We start from the raw sequence: 15,297 nt of genomic DNA, 5'->3' as shown, positions 1-15,297 counted from the left end.
TGCCTATTGGGCTTTGCCTGCCATCCAGCCGAGAATCTTTGCATCGTTTTTTGAGACCCAGTCCTTCGCGAAGGTGTCGGGATCGATCTTCTTGGTGCCAACCGCATCGATCCACTGAGCGATTTCAGCCGGATCAAGCGTGATGTTGTTGAGGAGTGCGACCAGTTTCGGATCCTTTGCTTCCAGCTCCTTGGCATACGCGATGTTGACCGAGATGGGAGCCCAGGCGGTCGTCGACGATGACATCGCAAGCCAGTTCGGGTTCTGGTCGGGCTGCACAACCTTCCACTTCGCCGGGTCATGCGGCGGCTCGTCGAGCATCACTACCTCCTTGCGGGAGAAGGTCGGGTGAGGGGTGTAGCAGATGCCTATCCATGGCGTGCCGGCTCTTATCGCCTGTTCCAAGTCGACAATCGCAAGGCTTTCCTCGACGGTCGTCAGTTCAAAGAGGTCGGCGTATCCGTAGTCTCTGGCACGGATAAGCTCGGTTTTTGAAGAGCTCCAGCCGGCAGGACCGACCCAAAGTTTGGGCTTGCCGCCTGCAGCCGACTTGAATACGTCTGCGATCTCGGGACGTGACAGATCATAGATCGACTTCACGCCGAATTTCTCCTGCGTGTGACGGGTGGTGCACATCCCGGAAATTGATTTGAACGTCATACTGCCCAGTTTGACGGTTTGCTTTTCCTTGACATAAGTGTTGATCAGACTGTCGTGGTTCGGCGACCAGATTTCTGGGAGAATATCGATTTCCCCTTTATCCATCGATGCCATGATGATGGGCAGAGTACTGTTGACCACCTCGGCAGACGCGCCGAAGTATTTTTCGGTTATTTCCTTCAGCACACTGGACATCGCCTGAAGCGACGGCCAGTTGGAGGATGCGATCTTGATTTGCTCCTGGGCAGCTGCCGGCGCGGCCAACCCCATTGCGACGGCAAGCGCGAGTATCGAAAGCTTGATCTTCATTGGTTATTACTCCTTTTCCCCTGTATGAGCCTATCCAAGATGATGGCGCAGATCAGTACTGCCGCCCCCACCAAGAAACCTTGTCCGACGGACGCGAATTGCAGTGCCTGCAGAACATCCTCGCCCAGGCCGCCGGCGCCAATGAGCGAAGCAATCACGACCATCGATAAACACATCAAGATCGTCTGGTTGATCCCTGCCATGATCGACGGCATGGCGAGCGGCAACTCGACCTTCACCAGACTCTGCCAAGGGGTCGCGCCGAACGCGACCGCCGCTTCCCTGATGCTAAGCGGTACCTGCTGAAGACCCAGAGCTGTGAGGCGCGCTACCGGCGGCATTCCAAAGATAATCGTGGCCAAGACCCCCGGGGTCTTACCGATGCCAAAGAACGCGATGATGGGCACCAGATAGATGAATGCAGGCATCGTCTGCATGAGGTCGAGGACAGGCCGGAATATGCGGTACGCCCTTGGGCTCTTGCCGCAGAGAATTCCCAATGGAATGCCTATGCTGAGCGCCAACACAGCCGCCGTTCCCAAAAGCGCGATCGTAACCATGCTCTTCTGCCAAAAACCGAAAAGAGCCAGGTAAACCAATCCTGCCGCGGTGAACGCGGCGGTTCCAGAGCCCGCAAGCAGCCATGCAGCAAAGACAACGACCAGGACCGTACAAATCCACGGAAGTCCTTGGAGAAGGCTTTCCACCGAGGCGACTAGTGCCGAGATGCTTCCTGTGATCGCGTCAAAGATCGACCGGCCCGATTGTGTTATCGAGGTAAAAAATTGGTCGAGCGCAGTTGCTGTAATACCTGCAAGCTCTGAGGTGTTCGACTGGATTGCCAGCGTACTGGCGAGTTGTGGTACTTTGGCGCCGAAAAGTGCGACGACGTAGATAATGACTAACAAGAGCCCACAGGCCATGACACGCTGATAGCTGCGTCTTGACGGCGTGGCTCGGTCCCGCCGCCAGCGCATGTACTGGCGCGAATAGAGCCAATCTCCTGTCACGGCAAAAATCGCCCGCAAACCCAGCAAGCCTGCGATAGTTGAGACGACTAGCATCGTGGCGGCCCGAGCCTTGTCGTTGGCAACTGCTCTTTCGTTCGTCGCTGACTGAGCGAGCGACTTCGAAAGCTCCTGCATCTGGTTCGCCACTGCCTCGTGCCCCTTCTGGCGCTCGTCATTCGCCTGGACGAGGCGCGCTTCACTCAGTTTTTCAAGGGACTGTGCACGCGCCATGTTGTCGACGCTGAGGCCACCGGTGCTCAGGAAGACAATGCCTATGACCAAGGCAATCTCGACCAGCCCTGCGACGAGGAACGCCCCGAACAAACCACGTGAGGCAGCCCACAATGGACCTATAATTGCGGCTGCCCAATTGGGTCTGAGTCTGGCGCGGCCTCCCTCAAAGATGTCCGCAAATTTATCTTGGTAGTAGCCGCTATTGACGCCCGTGAATTCGGCGATTGAACTCGACCAGTCCTGGTCCCTGTATGACCTTGTCATGTCAGCGGACTTCCTTCATTGCGGACAGCATCGTCTCTATTGTCACCATTCCGACCGTGCGTCCGGATTGATCCACGATTGCAATGTCGGAGTGGGTTCTTGCGCCTGTGGCGATCAACTCCGCCAGAGGCGTTTCCAGTGCGGCGACGGGTGCGTTTGCAGCGTGGGGGGGCTGAGTAGGATTTGCCGGGGTCATCACGTGGCGTGCGGTAAGGATGGGAACGCGCGAGATGCCGCGGACAAAGTCCGCAACATAGGCATCAGCCGGCGAGGTAATGATGTCTGCCGCCGTTCCGAGTTGGACGATCGCACCGTCTTTCATAATCGCGATACGGTCACCCAGATGGAAGGCTTCCTCGAGGTCGTGCGTGATGAACAGAGTGGTTTTTCCGAGGTCGCGTGAGAGCGCCAGGAATTGGTCCTGCAGGTCCCGGCGGATCAGCGGATCAAGTGCTCCAAACGGCTCATCCATCAGCAAGACTGATGGGTCGGCAGCCAGAGCTCGCGCTATCCCCACGCGCTGGCGCATACCGCCAGAGAGTTCGGAGGGAACCCGGTCTTCCCACCCCTTGAGGTCCATCTGTTCGATTGCGGCCTGAGCGTTTGCCCAGCGCTGACGCTTTGACACGCCTTGCAGTTCGAGGCCAAAGGCGACGTTGTCCCTGACTGTCCGGTGGGGCAGGAGGGCAAAATCCTGGAAGACCATCCCGACCTGCTTGGAGCGAATTGAGCGGAGCTCCGCACTCGTAACCTTGGAAATGTCAACGCCATTGAGGCGAATTATCCCGGTTGTCGCTTCGATGAGACGGTTCACATGTCTGGCGAGCGTCGACTTGCCACTGCCGGAGAGGCCCATGATTGCAAGGATTTCGCCCTTCTTGATCGAAAAACTTACGTCTTTGACCGCGACGACACACCCGAAGCGCGCGAGAACCTCGTCCTTACCGAGGCCTTCATCCAAGATAGCCGCCATAGCCTCCGGCGCGCGGGTGCCGAAAATCTTCCACACGTTGGAACAGGATACCACTGGCTCGCCCTGGTCGACGCCCGGTTCGTTGCCAACTCGCAGCTGACCTTTCTCAAAAGCCGAAGCGGGTCTTCGGCTGTCCATGGCATCAGCTGAATTACTCATGTTCCGTTTTGTTCCCCTTATTGGTTGTCAGTATATTAAGCAAGGCGCGCCATTCTTGCGCGTATTTCGCAAGATTTATGCTGCTAACCCGCGTGGTGGCGCATAAAATCGCCGCTTGGCCTCGCCTGTCTGGGTGCGAGGATATGGGAAATGGTTAGACGTTGAAGTACTCGACGGGGCGCTAGCGAGCAAGCAGGACTAGGGCCACAAACGCCAATTGGAAGCCGTGGGCGCTGGCCTGTGAGTCAGGAGATGTGGATGATGTTAACCGCTGCTAAACTTGACCCGATCGATCTGAAGATCTTGACGCTATCCAGCGACGGGCGCATCACCAAGATGGCACTGGCCGACCCGCAGAACGGCCCTGTCTGCATCCCGTAGGTAGCATCAGCCTCGAGAAATTCGTCGCCATCACGGCCAGCAATCCCGCTCGCCTGTTCGGCCTCGCGCCCCGCAAGGGCAGCATCGCCATCGGCGCCGACGCCGATCTGGTGGTTTGGGACCCCGGGGAGGTCCGGGTTGTACGGAACTCCGACTTCAACCATGCGAACGACTACAGCCCCTACGAGGGGATGACCGTTCAGGGCTGGCCGCAGATGACGTTCGTGCGTGGCGAACTGGCGATGCAAGACGGCAAGGTGCTGCGGTCGCGCGGCGAGGGACGTTATCTCCCCGCTGCGCCATTCAGGATGCCCACTCTGTCATAGAGATGGTGTGTGCCTTGCGTTCTTTTACGGCGTGACGCTGGTTCGCCCCGATCTGCCAGAGCAGATCGCGTACGGGCGTCCTGAGCGCCGATGAGGGTGCTCGGCTTTCTGCAGACCCGGGGGGGGGGACGAGGAACTGGGTCTCTCTCATGACCACCTATGCGGCGGGTTTGCGGGCCTATCTGCTATGGACGGTGGGGCTGTCGCGACGCCAGAACGACTATTCCGCGGGGGTTGCCCTGATCTTCCCCGCCGCGAAGGCCGGAAAGCCCGCAAATACCACATCCCTAATCAGCCCCCGGTCACTGCTGAAGCGTTGTTGGCCAGAGGGAAATGGCAAAGGGTCAGCGGCGGTGCGGCACCAAAGGTCGGCTGACATGTCTCTTCGCAGCCCGCCGCGTCCACGTTGCGGATGGTCATAAGGACCGCATGCTCGATAATCGGTATGCAGTGCATGCCGGGCGACGAGGTCTGGCTCGTCGGCGAACGCCGGTCGACTGGCGAGCAAAAATACTATGTTTCGAACTTACCAGCCGATGCCAGCCTCAAAATGCTTGCCGCCACGATCGCAGCCAGATGGGTCTGTGAACAGGCGCGTCAGCAGCTCAAGGAGGAGCTCGGCCACTTCGAAGGTCGATTCTGGACCGGATTACACCGACACGCCTTGATGACCATGATCGCCTACGCCTTCCTCCCCCGCCGCCTCAAAGCAGCGGGGCTACGGGTCGGTGTAACGACAAAGGAGGAACTTAGCCGTTGCACTCAACGTCGGACGAACAGCAGAACAGAGAAAAAAAGCAAATAGCACCTTTATAACGCTTTTTTTAATCGAATTAAGGGTGGACAACGCACAAATCGCCGTCCTGCAGGCATTAAACTGGCTGTACTTGACGGGTTGCCCGATCAAGAGTCAACCACGAGGCACTCACCTGACAGTAAGAGAGAACTAGATAGGCGCGATATAGATTCTATGTTTGCCAATTCGGAGATCGCCACACATTCCTTAAAGTAAGAAAATCGGGGACGGCCCTGTCATCGCTTAGGCGATGTACCGGAATGCTTCGCATCTGCATGCGGAGAAAGCAAATCAGAATGGGAGGAGATACAAGATGGACGAAGGGTCACTCAACCGCCGTGCGGTCATCAAGGCGATGCTGTTAGGATCGGCAGCGCCATGGATTATGAGTTCAACTGCGTTGGCCTCATCGTGCGACGATCATATCGTGCGCGTCGGCGGAATCTTCGCCCCCGACTCGATGAACCCGTTTGCAACCTGGAGCTCGTTCTTGCCGACGGTCTTCACATATGACTTTCTGGTCGGTGTAGACGCGCAACGTCATCCCGATCGGAAGGGGATTGCCAAAGAGTGGTCCGTTGCAGACGACAACCTTACCTGGACGTTCAAGATATGGCCTAACCTGAAGTGGTCGGACGGCCAGCCTGCAACGGCCAGAGACGCCGCATTCACCTACAACTATCTCCGTGGCTCTATCGGAAAGCCCGAGGAGCTGAACGTCGGCTGGAACAATACCGACGGCTTGCAAAACGTCGAGTCGATCACGGCCCTCGACGATGAGACTTTGCAAATCGTGACCAAGAAGCCCACCCGCTGGCCACTCGACAACTGGACAATGATTGTTCCCGAGCACATCTGGAAGGATATCAGTTACGCTGACGCACGCAGCGCCTTCCGCAACGATCCACCTCTGGTGGGCACCGGGCCAATGATCATCTCCGAGTTTCAGCAGGGTCAGTTCGTGCGCATGACTCCGAACAAGCACTTCCGCACGGGGCAGCCGGCAACGGCCGGCATGATCCTCAACTTATTCCAAGCGGCCGATCCCATCGCTCAAGGTCTAAAAAGCGGAAGTCTCGATTATGGCGTCAGCCTGACGGCCGCCCAGTGGGCCGACCTCTCGAAGGATCCCGAAATTGTGGTCGATCAAGCGCGCGTCGAGCAGCGGAATTATCTGGCCTTCAACACCGCATCCGGGGAGGGGGCAGGCAGCACCAAGGCGCTGCAGGATCCGGCGTTTCGCGATGCGATCGGCTACGCGATAGACCAGAAGGCCATCGTCGATCGCGCCTACCAAGGGCACGCCGACCTAGGCGTGGGAATAGTTATGCCGGCGGCGACCGACTACTACTCGGACCTAAGTGATATCAGGCGCCACTTTGATCTGGAGGAGGCAGCGCGGCGGCTGGATGCAGCCGGTTATAGGGACACTAACGGTGACGGCATCCGGGAGGACAAGGAAGGAAAGGGCTTCCAGCTAGAGCTGATTACCGGATCTACCTCGGGTATCCTTGAGATGCCAATTGCGCAGGTGCAATTCATCGAAGGCTGGCTCGGGCAAATTGGCATTCCCGTATCGGTGACCCAGTTCGATTCCGGCGCGCTCAGCGCCCGCAGTGCAGCGCCGGCGAAGGGCGGCGGAGGTTGGGATCTGCTTGTAAAAGCGAGTTGGCTATCTCCCTCGGCTCACGACTTGCTCAGCATGGGTAGTGGCAGCGGCCAGGACAACAGAGCGTACTGGAAGAACGACAAATTCGAGAAGCTCCTGTCCGAAATCGACGTCACCGCTGACCTCAAGAAGAGCCAGGAGCTGGTCGATCAGGCGGCGCGCCTCATTTACACCGAGGCGCCCTATATAATCCTGTGTTACCCCTTCGTGCTCGACGCCCATCGCAAAGATTGCTTCGAGGGCTGGGGGACGCAGAACTCGCTGTGGACCTACTATCCGTTCGATCGGGTGAAGCCGGTCTGATGGCTAGCGCTATAGACACAGGCCGGGCGAGTCGGCGCATCGGCCGCATCCTCTTCAGGGCGGCCATGACGCTTCTGATGGTGGCGACGCTAAACTTCATCCTGTTTAGAGTCATTCCTGGCGACCCTGCATCGCTTCTGCTTGGCGGGGCGCGCATCAGCGTGACCGCCGAGCAGATGGAGGCGCAGCGCCACAACTGGGGCCTCGACCGGCCGCTGTTCCCGGACCAGATGATCGACTATTTGTCGGCAACTCTCCATGGCGATTTTGGCTACAGCTTCAAGTTTAGGGGCCGGCGTGTCGCTGACCTGATTTTGGAGCGCTTGCCGGCCACAATCGCCCTGGTCGGTCTAGCTCAGATCATTGCCATCCTGTGCGGAGTCATGCTTGGATTGTATGCGGGTTGGCGCAGAGGAGGAGCCGTCGACCACATCGCCACGGGCGCGTCCCTAGCGCTCTATTCTACGCCGGCTTTCTGGCTCGGCATGATCCTGGTTGTGATCTTCAGCACGGAGTTGGGTTGGTTTCCGGGCTATGGTGCATATTCGGCTGGCGCTGCCCTCGGTTCCCTTGACTTGTCGCTGGATTACCTGCGGCATCTCGCGCTTCCGGTCACCGCGCTGGCGCTTGGCCTGATCGGCCAATACGTCGTGGTCGCTCGTGCCGCCATGAGCGATGTCGTGACCGAGGATTACATGGTGACCGCCCGAGCCAAGGGGCTGACCAGCCGCCAGATGCTGATGCGCCATGCCTTCCGAAACGCCATGCTGCCGGTCGTGACGCTTGTGACGCTCAACCTTGGGTACATGGTGGCGGGTGCCATCACCGTCGAAGCCGTATTCGCCTGGCCGGGGATCGGCGGACTGACGGTGGAGGCGCTTAATGCGCGGGACTACCCAGTCCTTCAGGGCATATTCCTCTTGCTAGGTGCATCGGTCGTGGTCGCAAACCTGGCCGCAGATGTTGCTTACGGCCTTCTTGATCCGCGAGTCAGACAATGAGCGAAAGTATCATTCAATATTCCCCGCGACGCCGGGCGCGAGCGATAAAAGGCTTTCTGCGCCAATTTCTTGGCCACGGTGGGGCTCAGGTGGGCCTCGTATGCCTGGTCTTCTTTCTTGTGCTCGCTGCGGTACCAAATACCCTGGTGGGACCGCTCCAGACTGCAATCAACGCAACGGGCGATTTCCTCGTACCCCCGTCAGGCGAGCATCTGCTGGGGACCGATGAGGTGGGGCGAGACGTGCTCAATCTGGTCGTGCATGGTGCCCGGATCTCGCTCACGATCGCGCTGCTGGCGACCGTCATCAGCCTCGTCGTCGGCACTACGGTTGGTATCACCGCGGGCTACTACGGTGGCAGGGTTGACGTCTGGCTGATGCGCCTGACGGATTTCTTTTTCGTCATGCCGTCCTTCGTGCTGGCACTGGTCATCACCCCCGTGGTTCTCGAGGTGATGGGGCGCGGTGGAGACATTCTAGGCTTTCGTCCTTCTCTTTTCGTGATCCTTGTCGTTATCGGCATGACAAGCTGGGCGTTCGTCGCGCGGATCGTTCGCAGTCAGACCCTGTCGCTTAAAGAGCGAACATTCATTGATCGCGCACGTGTTGTGGGCAGCAGCAATTTCAGCATTATGGTGCGGCACATTCTCCCCAATCTCGTGCCGCAAATCGCAGCCAATGGTGCGCTCGTCGTCTCCGGCGCAATCTATGTCGAAACGTCCCTCTCGTTCCTCGGACTTGGCGATCCGTTGCAGCCTTCATGGGGCACTTTGCTTTCGCTGGCGCAGCGCGCCGGAGCCGCCAGTGCTGGAGCTTGGTGGGATCTCGGCGCACCCGGTCTTTGCGTGCTCACAGTTTCCCTTAGCTTCGTCCTGATCGGCAATGCCCTCGACGACACGTTCAATCCACGGCGGAGGGTTATTCCATGACAAACTCCTCCCAGGAGAAGGGTCCGCTTCTGGAAGTTAGCGGGCTCTCTGTTGACTATGGGCTCAAGGGCGTTTCATCGCGTGCGATCGACCGCGTGAGCTTCGCGCTCCGGGCCGGAGAGGCCGTTGGCCTCGTCGGAGAATCGGGCAGTGGCAAGACCACGACTGCTATGGCGATTGCGGGTCTGCTATCATCCAACGCGCGTGTCAGCGAGGGCGAGGTCCGCTATCGCGGAGAGCGACTGCCGATCGACGACGATGCGGCGATGCGGCCACATCGCTGGAGCGAAACATCCGTAGTCTTCCAGGGCGCGATGAATGCGCTTAATCCTGTTCACCGCATCATCAAGCAGATCGCCGAGCCATGTATGCTGAAGCTTGGCATGTCGCGCGGCGAGGCGACCGCGCGGGCACGGGAACTGCTCGAACTCGTCGGCATCCCGGCGGATCGCGGTTCCGCCTATCCGCACGAGTTGTCGGGGGGCATGCGTCAAAGGGTGATGATTGCCATGGCGCTGGCATGTCGCCCGTCGATCGTCATTGGCGATGAGCCGACCACGGCACTGGATGTCATCACCCAGGCTCAGATCCTCAAACTGCTGGGTGAGTTGCGATCGCGACTTAACCTTGCCCTCATTTTGATCACCCACGATCTTTCCGTGGTGGCTGAGGCTTGTGACCGCGTCATGATCATGTATTCCGGCCGGATCGTCGAGGACGGAACAGTTGCTGAGATCTTCGCCCGGCCCAAACATCCCTACACCCGCCTGCTGATCGACTCGATCCCGAACCCAGCGAGCGGCAAGAAGATGATCCGGCCCATTCCCGGTGATCCGCCCAACCTGGTGAATCGGCCATCAGGCTGCGCCTTCCATCCACGTTGCCCGTCGGCCATGGGGGTTTGTGCGACCGAAGTCCCCAGCCTCGACAAGTTCGGGCGGGGACGGGTCGCCTGTCACCTTCACCGGTCCTCGCAAGAAGACAAGGTTGCAGTCCATGCCTGACACCACCGACATCCTGAGCCTTGAGAGCCTGCAGGTCCATTTTCCTATCCAGGGCGGGTTGTTCGACCGTGCCTTGGGCCGACCAGGTGGCGCCGTACGCGCGGTGGACGGCATCGACCTCACCATCGGACGGGGCGAGATCGTCGCCCTGGTCGGGGAATCGGGAAGCGGCAAGACCACGGTGGGCCGCGTCATCACCAAGCTTGCCCAGCCGACAGGCGGCAAGCTATTGTTCGAAGGCCGCGACATGACCGCGGAGCGAGGCTCCTCGGCATTGCGTCCTTACCGGCATCGCGTGCAGATGATCTTCCAGGACGCGTACCAGGCACTCAACCCGCGACACACCGTGTTCGATATCGTGGCGGAGCCGTTGCGTTCCCTGCGGCTGGTCGAGAATGGCAAACAGCTCGCACAGCGAGTGAGCGAAGCACTTGCGTCCGCTGGGCTTAATCCTCCCGGCGATTTCTTCGCCCGCTTCCCGCATGAACTGTCTGGCGGGCAGCGTCAGCGGGTCGTGATTGCCGGAGCACTTGCCGTCAGGCCGGAGCTCATCGTTGCCGACGAACCTGTGTCGATGCTCGATGTCTCGATACGCGCACAGATTCTTCAGGTGCTGGTTGACCTACGCGACAAGTACAATATGGCGCTGCTGTTCATCACGCACGACCTGCCGCTCGCCTGGTTGATCGCCGACAGGATTGCGGTCTTGTATCTTGGAAAATTGGTTGAGATCGGTAGCGCCGACGAGATCACATTCAACCCTCGCCATCCGTATACCGTCGCCTTGCGTAACGCGACCCCGCAAATTGGCGGCAACGTAGGTCGCGCCGAGCTGCCGGCCCTGCAAGGTGAGGTTCCAAGCGCCGCACGCGTGCCGAAGGGCTGTCGTTTCCATCCACGTTGTCCACTCGCCTTCGACCGCTGTAAGCAAGAGGAGCCGCCGGCCATCGAAGTGGGACCGCGGCACATGTCAGCCTGCTGGCTGGCGAAATAAGCGCGGCCCAGTGGTGCTAGACTGCCAGCCAAAAGGTATATCTCCAGCTAGGAGAAAGTTTCATTCTGCTGGTGACGCGTCTGCTGCGGAATGCGTTCAGTCTCCAACAAACTGCCTAGGTCAATCCCGTCTGCGTGAGCATAGAATTGGTCATTTGTTGGGCCAAGACCACCACTGTTCGTAGTAAAACTATGCGATATCACCGAAACGTTCCAAGACTATCATCATCCGGCTGTAGCCAGATATCTCTGAGCTGCATAGCCGGCCTGCTCTAAACAACCAAGAGGTAGAAACAATCATGAGCCAACAACATCATACTGATGCATCCGGAGCATCACAGTCTGCAGAAGCAGCAGAGAAACCATCGATCATCGACAACTTTCTGACCCCACGCGTCTTCGAGGTCCAAATGGAACATGGCAGGACCGTCCGCGCCTACGAGGTTGGACCGCCTGACGGTCCGCTCGTCGTTGCGATTCATGGGGCCCCTAGCACGGGGCTTAGCCACGTTACGAACTACGTGGCCAACGGCGCACTCTTCTGCCGGCTCGTTACGTTCGATCGTCAAGGCTACGGGGGCTCAACCCCGCAGCCCGGTCGTAAGGTTTGCGATATAGTCCCGATTGTGGAAGCCATCCTCGATCATCTATCAGTCGATACTGCAGCGGTGTACGGCCATTCTGCGGGCGGAATGCACGCGCTTGCCACTGCGGCATTGCTGCCGAAGCGGATTTCGCGACTTCTGTGTAGCGGCGCCAATGCACCAGACTTCGTTTCGGGAGCGTCCGAACATCTGGACAAGCTTTCGCCTCTTGTGCGGCAGGAGATCCTTGAGGCGCGAAAAGGCCCCGAGGGGTCGCGTGCATTTTATAGGCGTTGGTACCCCCATTTTCGTGATCCGGAAATCGAGAAGCAATTTCTTACTGAGAACGACCGCCGTGTCGCACGCTTGCACGCCCCATTCCGGGACAAGATTGCTCAACAACTCGCGTTGCCTGAACCCCTCTATTCCGAGGAAGATGCTTACGTTGATGATATGCAATCGTGGTTAGCTCCATGGGGGTTCGATGTCGATTCTGTAACGGTTCCTACGCGAATCGTTTATGGTCTTGAGGATCTTTGGGTGACTCGGCGCGATGTCGAATGGATGCACGCTCAGATCCCGAATTCGACTTTGGATCTCATTCCCCACTTCGGTCACAACTTGAGCCAACTCATTCCCCACATTTTTGCATGGCTGGTGCAGGAGGAGCTTCAGTCCCGTCCCGCAACCCCACATTTTCGGCCAGGAGCTTAAAGTATAACGCTCGCCTTCAGCGGCTACATTGCAATGAAGGATTGAACGGTTGCTTATCTTTCATATCTCCCGAAACCTGTGCGCCATCCGAGCGTATTCTGGTGCTCCCGAAATAACAGGCTTTGCACCCTCTGAGTTCGCGAAGCCATTTTTCTAAGCCGGCTCAGCTTACGTTGGCGCCCAACCAATAGATGGCGGGACCGTCGTGTCAGCAACTCAATTCTGCTCTCCGACTGCGCACCTGGTATCAAGGAAGATAACGTGACGACATATTCACTCGAGCAAGAGAACCGCAGCTACGACCTTGCCCGATCCATAGAAACAAGCGTTTTGGAGGGCTTGCTGAGGTGGTAGTGGGAGATCTTATAGTATTCTCGACCACTTACAAAGGGTTGGCCATCCAGGGGGCGCTGCGCAGCAGCGAGGACGTCGCCGCGGAGCGCAGTTTGGGGGCGCGGACGACGCGTATTCTCGCGGTGCATGTCCTGCCCAGTGTCTTCGGCCGCTTCTCATTCTCGTGAGCATGGACGTTCCGACTGTGATTGCCGTTGAGGCACGCCTCAGCTTTCTGGGCGTGGCAGTGCGACCACCGACGCCTGATAGGGGAGCCAGCCTGCGCCGCTCGGCGGAGAGGCTCTGATGTTGGGGTTCTATTCGCCACCAACGCAGCATACTGCGGCCCGTCTGCTTGAAACGCCCTCAAACGGCCGCAATTTTCTGCGGCCCGAAGCCTACAAGATTTCGGCGTCAGCGCTGGATCGGCTATCAGGTCGCTGAAAGAACATGCATCGTACACTCTACATGAGTCAAATGAACAACCCCTACTTGGAAAGGCCCGCATATGACGCCCTCCTCTGTCGTCAATCCCGACCTCGTCATCTTGTTCGATAACAAGCCGCGCTGGAACCTGCCTGACCACCGCCGCCACGGCTTTCACAACCTCCACACCACGCTGCGCTATGCCTTTTCGATGCGCGCCCCTAGAGTCCTGCCGCTCAGGAAGGAGGTCGACTGGACAATCGGCGAGCGGCCCGAGGTCGCACGCTATCTTGCCATGCCTCATTTCTCGGCCTTCGTCGTGGTGCGCGATGATCGCATCCTTTACGAAGCCTATGCGCCGGACTTTGGGCCCGACAGGCCGCATCCCATCATGTCAATCACCAAGACGACGCTCAACCTGATGCTCGGCCGCGCGGTGGCCGAGGGCCTAGTCAATCTCGACGAGCGAGTAGGCACTTACCTGCCGGAGATCGGCACGGGCTACGCCGAGGCGACCATCAAGGCGGTCGCAGACATGAATGTCGCCAACGACTTCAGCGAGGATCTCAGCGACCCCTACGCGACGATCTACAACTGGGAATCCGCCACCGGCTTTCGGCTGCCGCGGGAGGGTCAAAAAGAAGAGACGACCCGCTCCTTCATTTGCGGCATCACCGGCGGTGACCTGGCGAATCGCACCGGAGAGGTCTTGTATAAGTCACCTAACAGCGATGTGCTCGGCTGGATTATCGAGCGCGCCAGCGGCCTGGCGTTGCGCGACTGGCTGATCGAGATCGTCGAGGCGGCGGGCCTCGAGGGATGCTTCCATATCACCTGCGACCGCGAGGGTGTGCCGCTGGTCTGCGGCGGCGCCTGCCTCTCCGCCCGCGACCTTGCGCGCTATGGCCTGCTGTTCGCTCGCAAGGGCGAGGGCATCGACGGGCGCCGTGTGGGCGATGCCGCCTTCATCGAAGAGACGCGCCGCAATCCCGGACCTGCCTGGCCGAAGCCGCGTGACTGGATGCGCTATAGCCGCCAAACGTTCACTGACGGCACCTGGCTTGGCCACGGCGGCTACGGCGGGCAGTTTATGCTCGCGAACCCTGATACCGGCACCGTCGTCGTCTACTTCAGCGTTCTGGAGAACAAGAGCGCCTCCGACCCCGACTTCAGCGGCCCCCTGGTGAAGATGATGGCCGATCTCGCTGCTAAATGATCATTTGGTATCGTCCCCCGCTTCGGCACAACTCACGAAATTTTCTCCCCTGGATAACGCCATCCTCCCCGCGTTAGCCCAACCTTCGGGCAGCTAAGGCTGCCGGTGTGAGACCGGTAATTTCTCTGGGGTCAGGCGGCGCGTAGAAGAGGCGGTTTGGGCTTGAATATTGGAGGCGCGTTCAGTTCTGGGTGTCGGAAAGGCGCCGCCCGCAGCCGGTTGCGAAGTTCGCCATTGATCTCCGCCGCCCGGACCTGCATGAGCATATGCGCACCGTGAAGCGACCAGCGCATCTGCTGCTTCTTGACCATACGTTTCCCAACGACTGAATTCACCGCCGACTCGGCGAGAGTGGTGGCGACGCGAAGCCCGGCCCGGAGCGCTTTCCATAGTTGACGATCGCGCCGCGGTTCGAACGGACATAGGTCAGGAGCTGCTCCCCGAGGCCGTGAAGCCGTGCGATCGAGAACGCGCCTTCCTTCAGTCTTGCTAGAAGTTGCTCCAGGTCGCGGATCGCGAGACCGACCGGCCCATGCCACAGACGCCACTTCACGGCTCTGATGTCCCTGTCGATGGTTGGAAGCGCTTCAAAGGGGCCTGATCGGGATCGTACGATGTGATCGGCGATCTGCTGCATGGGCTGGATCTTCATGGCAATATGAAACCAGTCAATGATGTGGGTCGTTGGTTTCGGCATGGCACGGGGCAGCCGCTTTAGGATTTCTGCCCCGTCCGAGATCACCGTCACATCCCCAAAGCCGCGACATCCGACTTCCTGGAGAGAGTGAAGAGCACGATCGCGGATTGCCTGCTGGTCGGTGCTGCCGGTGACGAAATAGCGACCGCCCCTTTCGCCCCGTCCCCGCGTCCGCATCTGGCCACGACGAGCTCGAAATTTCGCGCCGAATGTTGATCAGCGCTACGAACGTGCGCCGTATCGATGCTGATGACCAACTCTTTGCGCCGATCTCCGGAAGCTGCATCTGTTTGGGTGCGTATTCCAATGATTCCGG

Annotated in this window: 13 protein-coding genes and 1 pseudogene; 9 read left to right on the top strand and 5 right to left on the bottom strand. The window is 59.0% G+C overall.

What is annotated here, in order from left to right:
• Positions 1 to 3: 3 nt before the first annotated feature.
• Genes BQ8482_RS10950 through BQ8482_RS10940 form a run of 3 tightly spaced genes read right to left on the bottom strand, consistent with a single transcriptional unit; the run spans position 4 to position 3,609 of the window.
• Positions 4 to 969 carry a glycine betaine ABC transporter substrate-binding protein gene (locus BQ8482_RS10950; RefSeq protein ID WP_123147647.1) on the bottom strand — a complete coding sequence of 322 codons (966 nt, stop codon included), beginning with the start codon at positions 967 to 969 and terminating at the stop codon, positions 4 to 6.
• Positions 966 to 2,477, bottom strand: a complete 1,512-nt coding sequence (locus BQ8482_RS10945) for an ABC transporter permease (RefSeq protein ID WP_123147646.1) — start codon at positions 2,475 to 2,477, stop codon at positions 966 to 968. The genes BQ8482_RS10950 and BQ8482_RS10945 overlap by 4 nt, the downstream gene beginning before the upstream one ends.
• Position 2,478: 1 nt before the next feature.
• A complete protein-coding gene (locus tag BQ8482_RS10940; protein WP_244602733.1) occupies positions 2,479 to 3,609 on the bottom strand; it encodes a quaternary amine ABC transporter ATP-binding protein in 1,131 nt (376 codons plus the stop codon).
• 311 nt (positions 3,610 to 3,920) lie between these two features.
• On the opposite strand from BQ8482_RS10940, the gene BQ8482_RS40540 reads away from it, so the two are divergent.
• From BQ8482_RS40540 to BQ8482_RS10885, 9 genes and pseudogenes are all read left to right on the top strand, one after another.
• The gene (locus BQ8482_RS40540; protein WP_123147644.1) at positions 3,921 to 4,316 is read left to right on the top strand and encodes an amidohydrolase family protein; all 396 of its coding nucleotides are present in this window, start codon (positions 3,921 to 3,923) and stop codon (positions 4,314 to 4,316) included.
• A gap of 182 nt (positions 4,317 to 4,498) precedes the next feature.
• A pseudogene (locus tag BQ8482_RS10925) lies at positions 4,499 to 5,121 on the top strand (IS701 family transposase); the annotation flags it as partial.
• 304 nt (positions 5,122 to 5,425) lie between these two features.
• Complete coding sequence (locus BQ8482_RS10920) at positions 5,426 to 7,084, top strand: ABC transporter substrate-binding protein (protein WP_123147643.1); 1,659 nt, start codon at positions 5,426 to 5,428, stop codon at positions 7,082 to 7,084.
• Positions 7,084 to 8,085 carry an ABC transporter permease gene (locus BQ8482_RS10915; RefSeq protein ID WP_208867629.1) on the top strand — a complete coding sequence of 334 codons (1,002 nt, stop codon included), beginning with the start codon at positions 7,084 to 7,086 and terminating at the stop codon, positions 8,083 to 8,085. The genes BQ8482_RS10920 and BQ8482_RS10915 overlap by 1 nt, the downstream gene beginning before the upstream one ends.
• Positions 8,082 to 9,014 (top strand): ABC transporter permease, encoded by a 933-nt coding sequence (locus tag BQ8482_RS10910; protein WP_123147642.1) that lies wholly within the window; start codon positions 8,082 to 8,084, stop codon positions 9,012 to 9,014. The genes BQ8482_RS10915 and BQ8482_RS10910 overlap by 4 nt, the downstream gene beginning before the upstream one ends.
• Positions 9,011 to 10,018 carry an ABC transporter ATP-binding protein gene (locus BQ8482_RS10905; RefSeq protein WP_123147641.1) on the top strand — a complete coding sequence of 336 codons (1,008 nt, stop codon included), beginning with the start codon at positions 9,011 to 9,013 and terminating at the stop codon, positions 10,016 to 10,018. The genes BQ8482_RS10910 and BQ8482_RS10905 overlap by 4 nt, the downstream gene beginning before the upstream one ends.
• Positions 10,011 to 11,012: an ABC transporter ATP-binding protein gene (locus BQ8482_RS10900; protein ID WP_123147640.1), complete on the top strand. Its 1,002-nt coding sequence runs from the start codon at positions 10,011 to 10,013 to the stop codon at positions 11,010 to 11,012. Before BQ8482_RS10905 ends, BQ8482_RS10900 begins: the two co-directional genes overlap by 8 nt.
• Before the next feature lie 298 nt (positions 11,013 to 11,310).
• Positions 11,311 to 12,309: an alpha/beta fold hydrolase gene (locus BQ8482_RS10895; RefSeq protein ID WP_123147639.1), complete on the top strand. Its 999-nt coding sequence runs from the start codon at positions 11,311 to 11,313 to the stop codon at positions 12,307 to 12,309.
• Positions 12,310 to 13,150: 841 nt separating this feature from the next.
• Positions 13,151 to 14,284 (top strand): serine hydrolase domain-containing protein, encoded by a 1,134-nt coding sequence (locus BQ8482_RS10885; protein ID WP_123147638.1) that lies wholly within the window; start codon positions 13,151 to 13,153, stop codon positions 14,282 to 14,284.
• Positions 14,285 to 14,615: 331 nt separating this feature from the next.
• On the opposite strand, the gene BQ8482_RS10875 is transcribed toward BQ8482_RS10885, so the two are convergent.
• Together BQ8482_RS10875 and BQ8482_RS38635 are read right to left on the bottom strand one after the other, a co-directional pair.
• Complete coding sequence (locus tag BQ8482_RS10875; RefSeq protein ID WP_133254741.1) at positions 14,616 to 15,032, bottom strand: hypothetical protein; 417 nt, start codon at positions 15,030 to 15,032, stop codon at positions 14,616 to 14,618.
• A partial coding sequence (locus tag BQ8482_RS38635) for a hypothetical protein (RefSeq protein WP_208867627.1) occupies positions 15,029 to 15,297 on the bottom strand: 269 nt, incomplete at its 5' end. The genes BQ8482_RS38635 and BQ8482_RS10875, both read right to left, overlap by 4 nt.

Origin of the sequence: Mesorhizobium delmotii (assembly GCF_900149755.1) — a bacterium.
GTDB lineage: Bacteria > Pseudomonadota > Alphaproteobacteria > Rhizobiales > Rhizobiaceae > Mesorhizobium > Mesorhizobium delmotii.
This window is presented reverse-complemented; position numbering and strand designations above follow the sequence as displayed.

What these genes read in the sequence shown, in the direction of transcription:
- BQ8482_RS10905 (WP_123147641.1), top strand. Translation starts at nt 9,011, where the DNA reads ATGACAAACTCCTCCCAGGAGAAGGGTCCGCTTCTGGAAGTTAGCGGG.
- BQ8482_RS10900 (WP_123147640.1), top strand. Translation starts at nt 10,011, where the DNA reads ATGCCTGACACCACCGACATCCTGAGCCTTGAGAGCCTGCAGGTCCAT.
- BQ8482_RS10945 (WP_123147646.1), bottom strand. Translation starts at nt 2,477, where the DNA reads ATGACAAGGTCATACAGGGACCAGGACTGGTCGAGTTCAATCGCCGAA.
- BQ8482_RS10885 (WP_123147638.1), top strand. Translation starts at nt 13,151, where the DNA reads ATGACGCCCTCCTCTGTCGTCAATCCCGACCTCGTCATCTTGTTCGAT.
- BQ8482_RS10920 (WP_123147643.1), top strand. Translation starts at nt 5,426, where the DNA reads ATGGACGAAGGGTCACTCAACCGCCGTGCGGTCATCAAGGCGATGCTG.
- BQ8482_RS10910 (WP_123147642.1), top strand. Translation starts at nt 8,082, where the DNA reads ATGAGCGAAAGTATCATTCAATATTCCCCGCGACGCCGGGCGCGAGCG.
- BQ8482_RS10895 (WP_123147639.1), top strand. Translation starts at nt 11,311, where the DNA reads ATGAGCCAACAACATCATACTGATGCATCCGGAGCATCACAGTCTGCA.
- BQ8482_RS10940 (WP_244602733.1), bottom strand. Translation starts at nt 3,609, where the DNA reads ATGAGTAATTCAGCTGATGCCATGGACAGCCGAAGACCCGCTTCGGCT.
- BQ8482_RS10915 (WP_208867629.1), top strand. Translation starts at nt 7,084, where the DNA reads ATGGCTAGCGCTATAGACACAGGCCGGGCGAGTCGGCGCATCGGCCGC.
- BQ8482_RS10950 (WP_123147647.1), bottom strand. Translation starts at nt 969, where the DNA reads ATGAAGATCAAGCTTTCGATACTCGCGCTTGCCGTCGCAATGGGGTTG.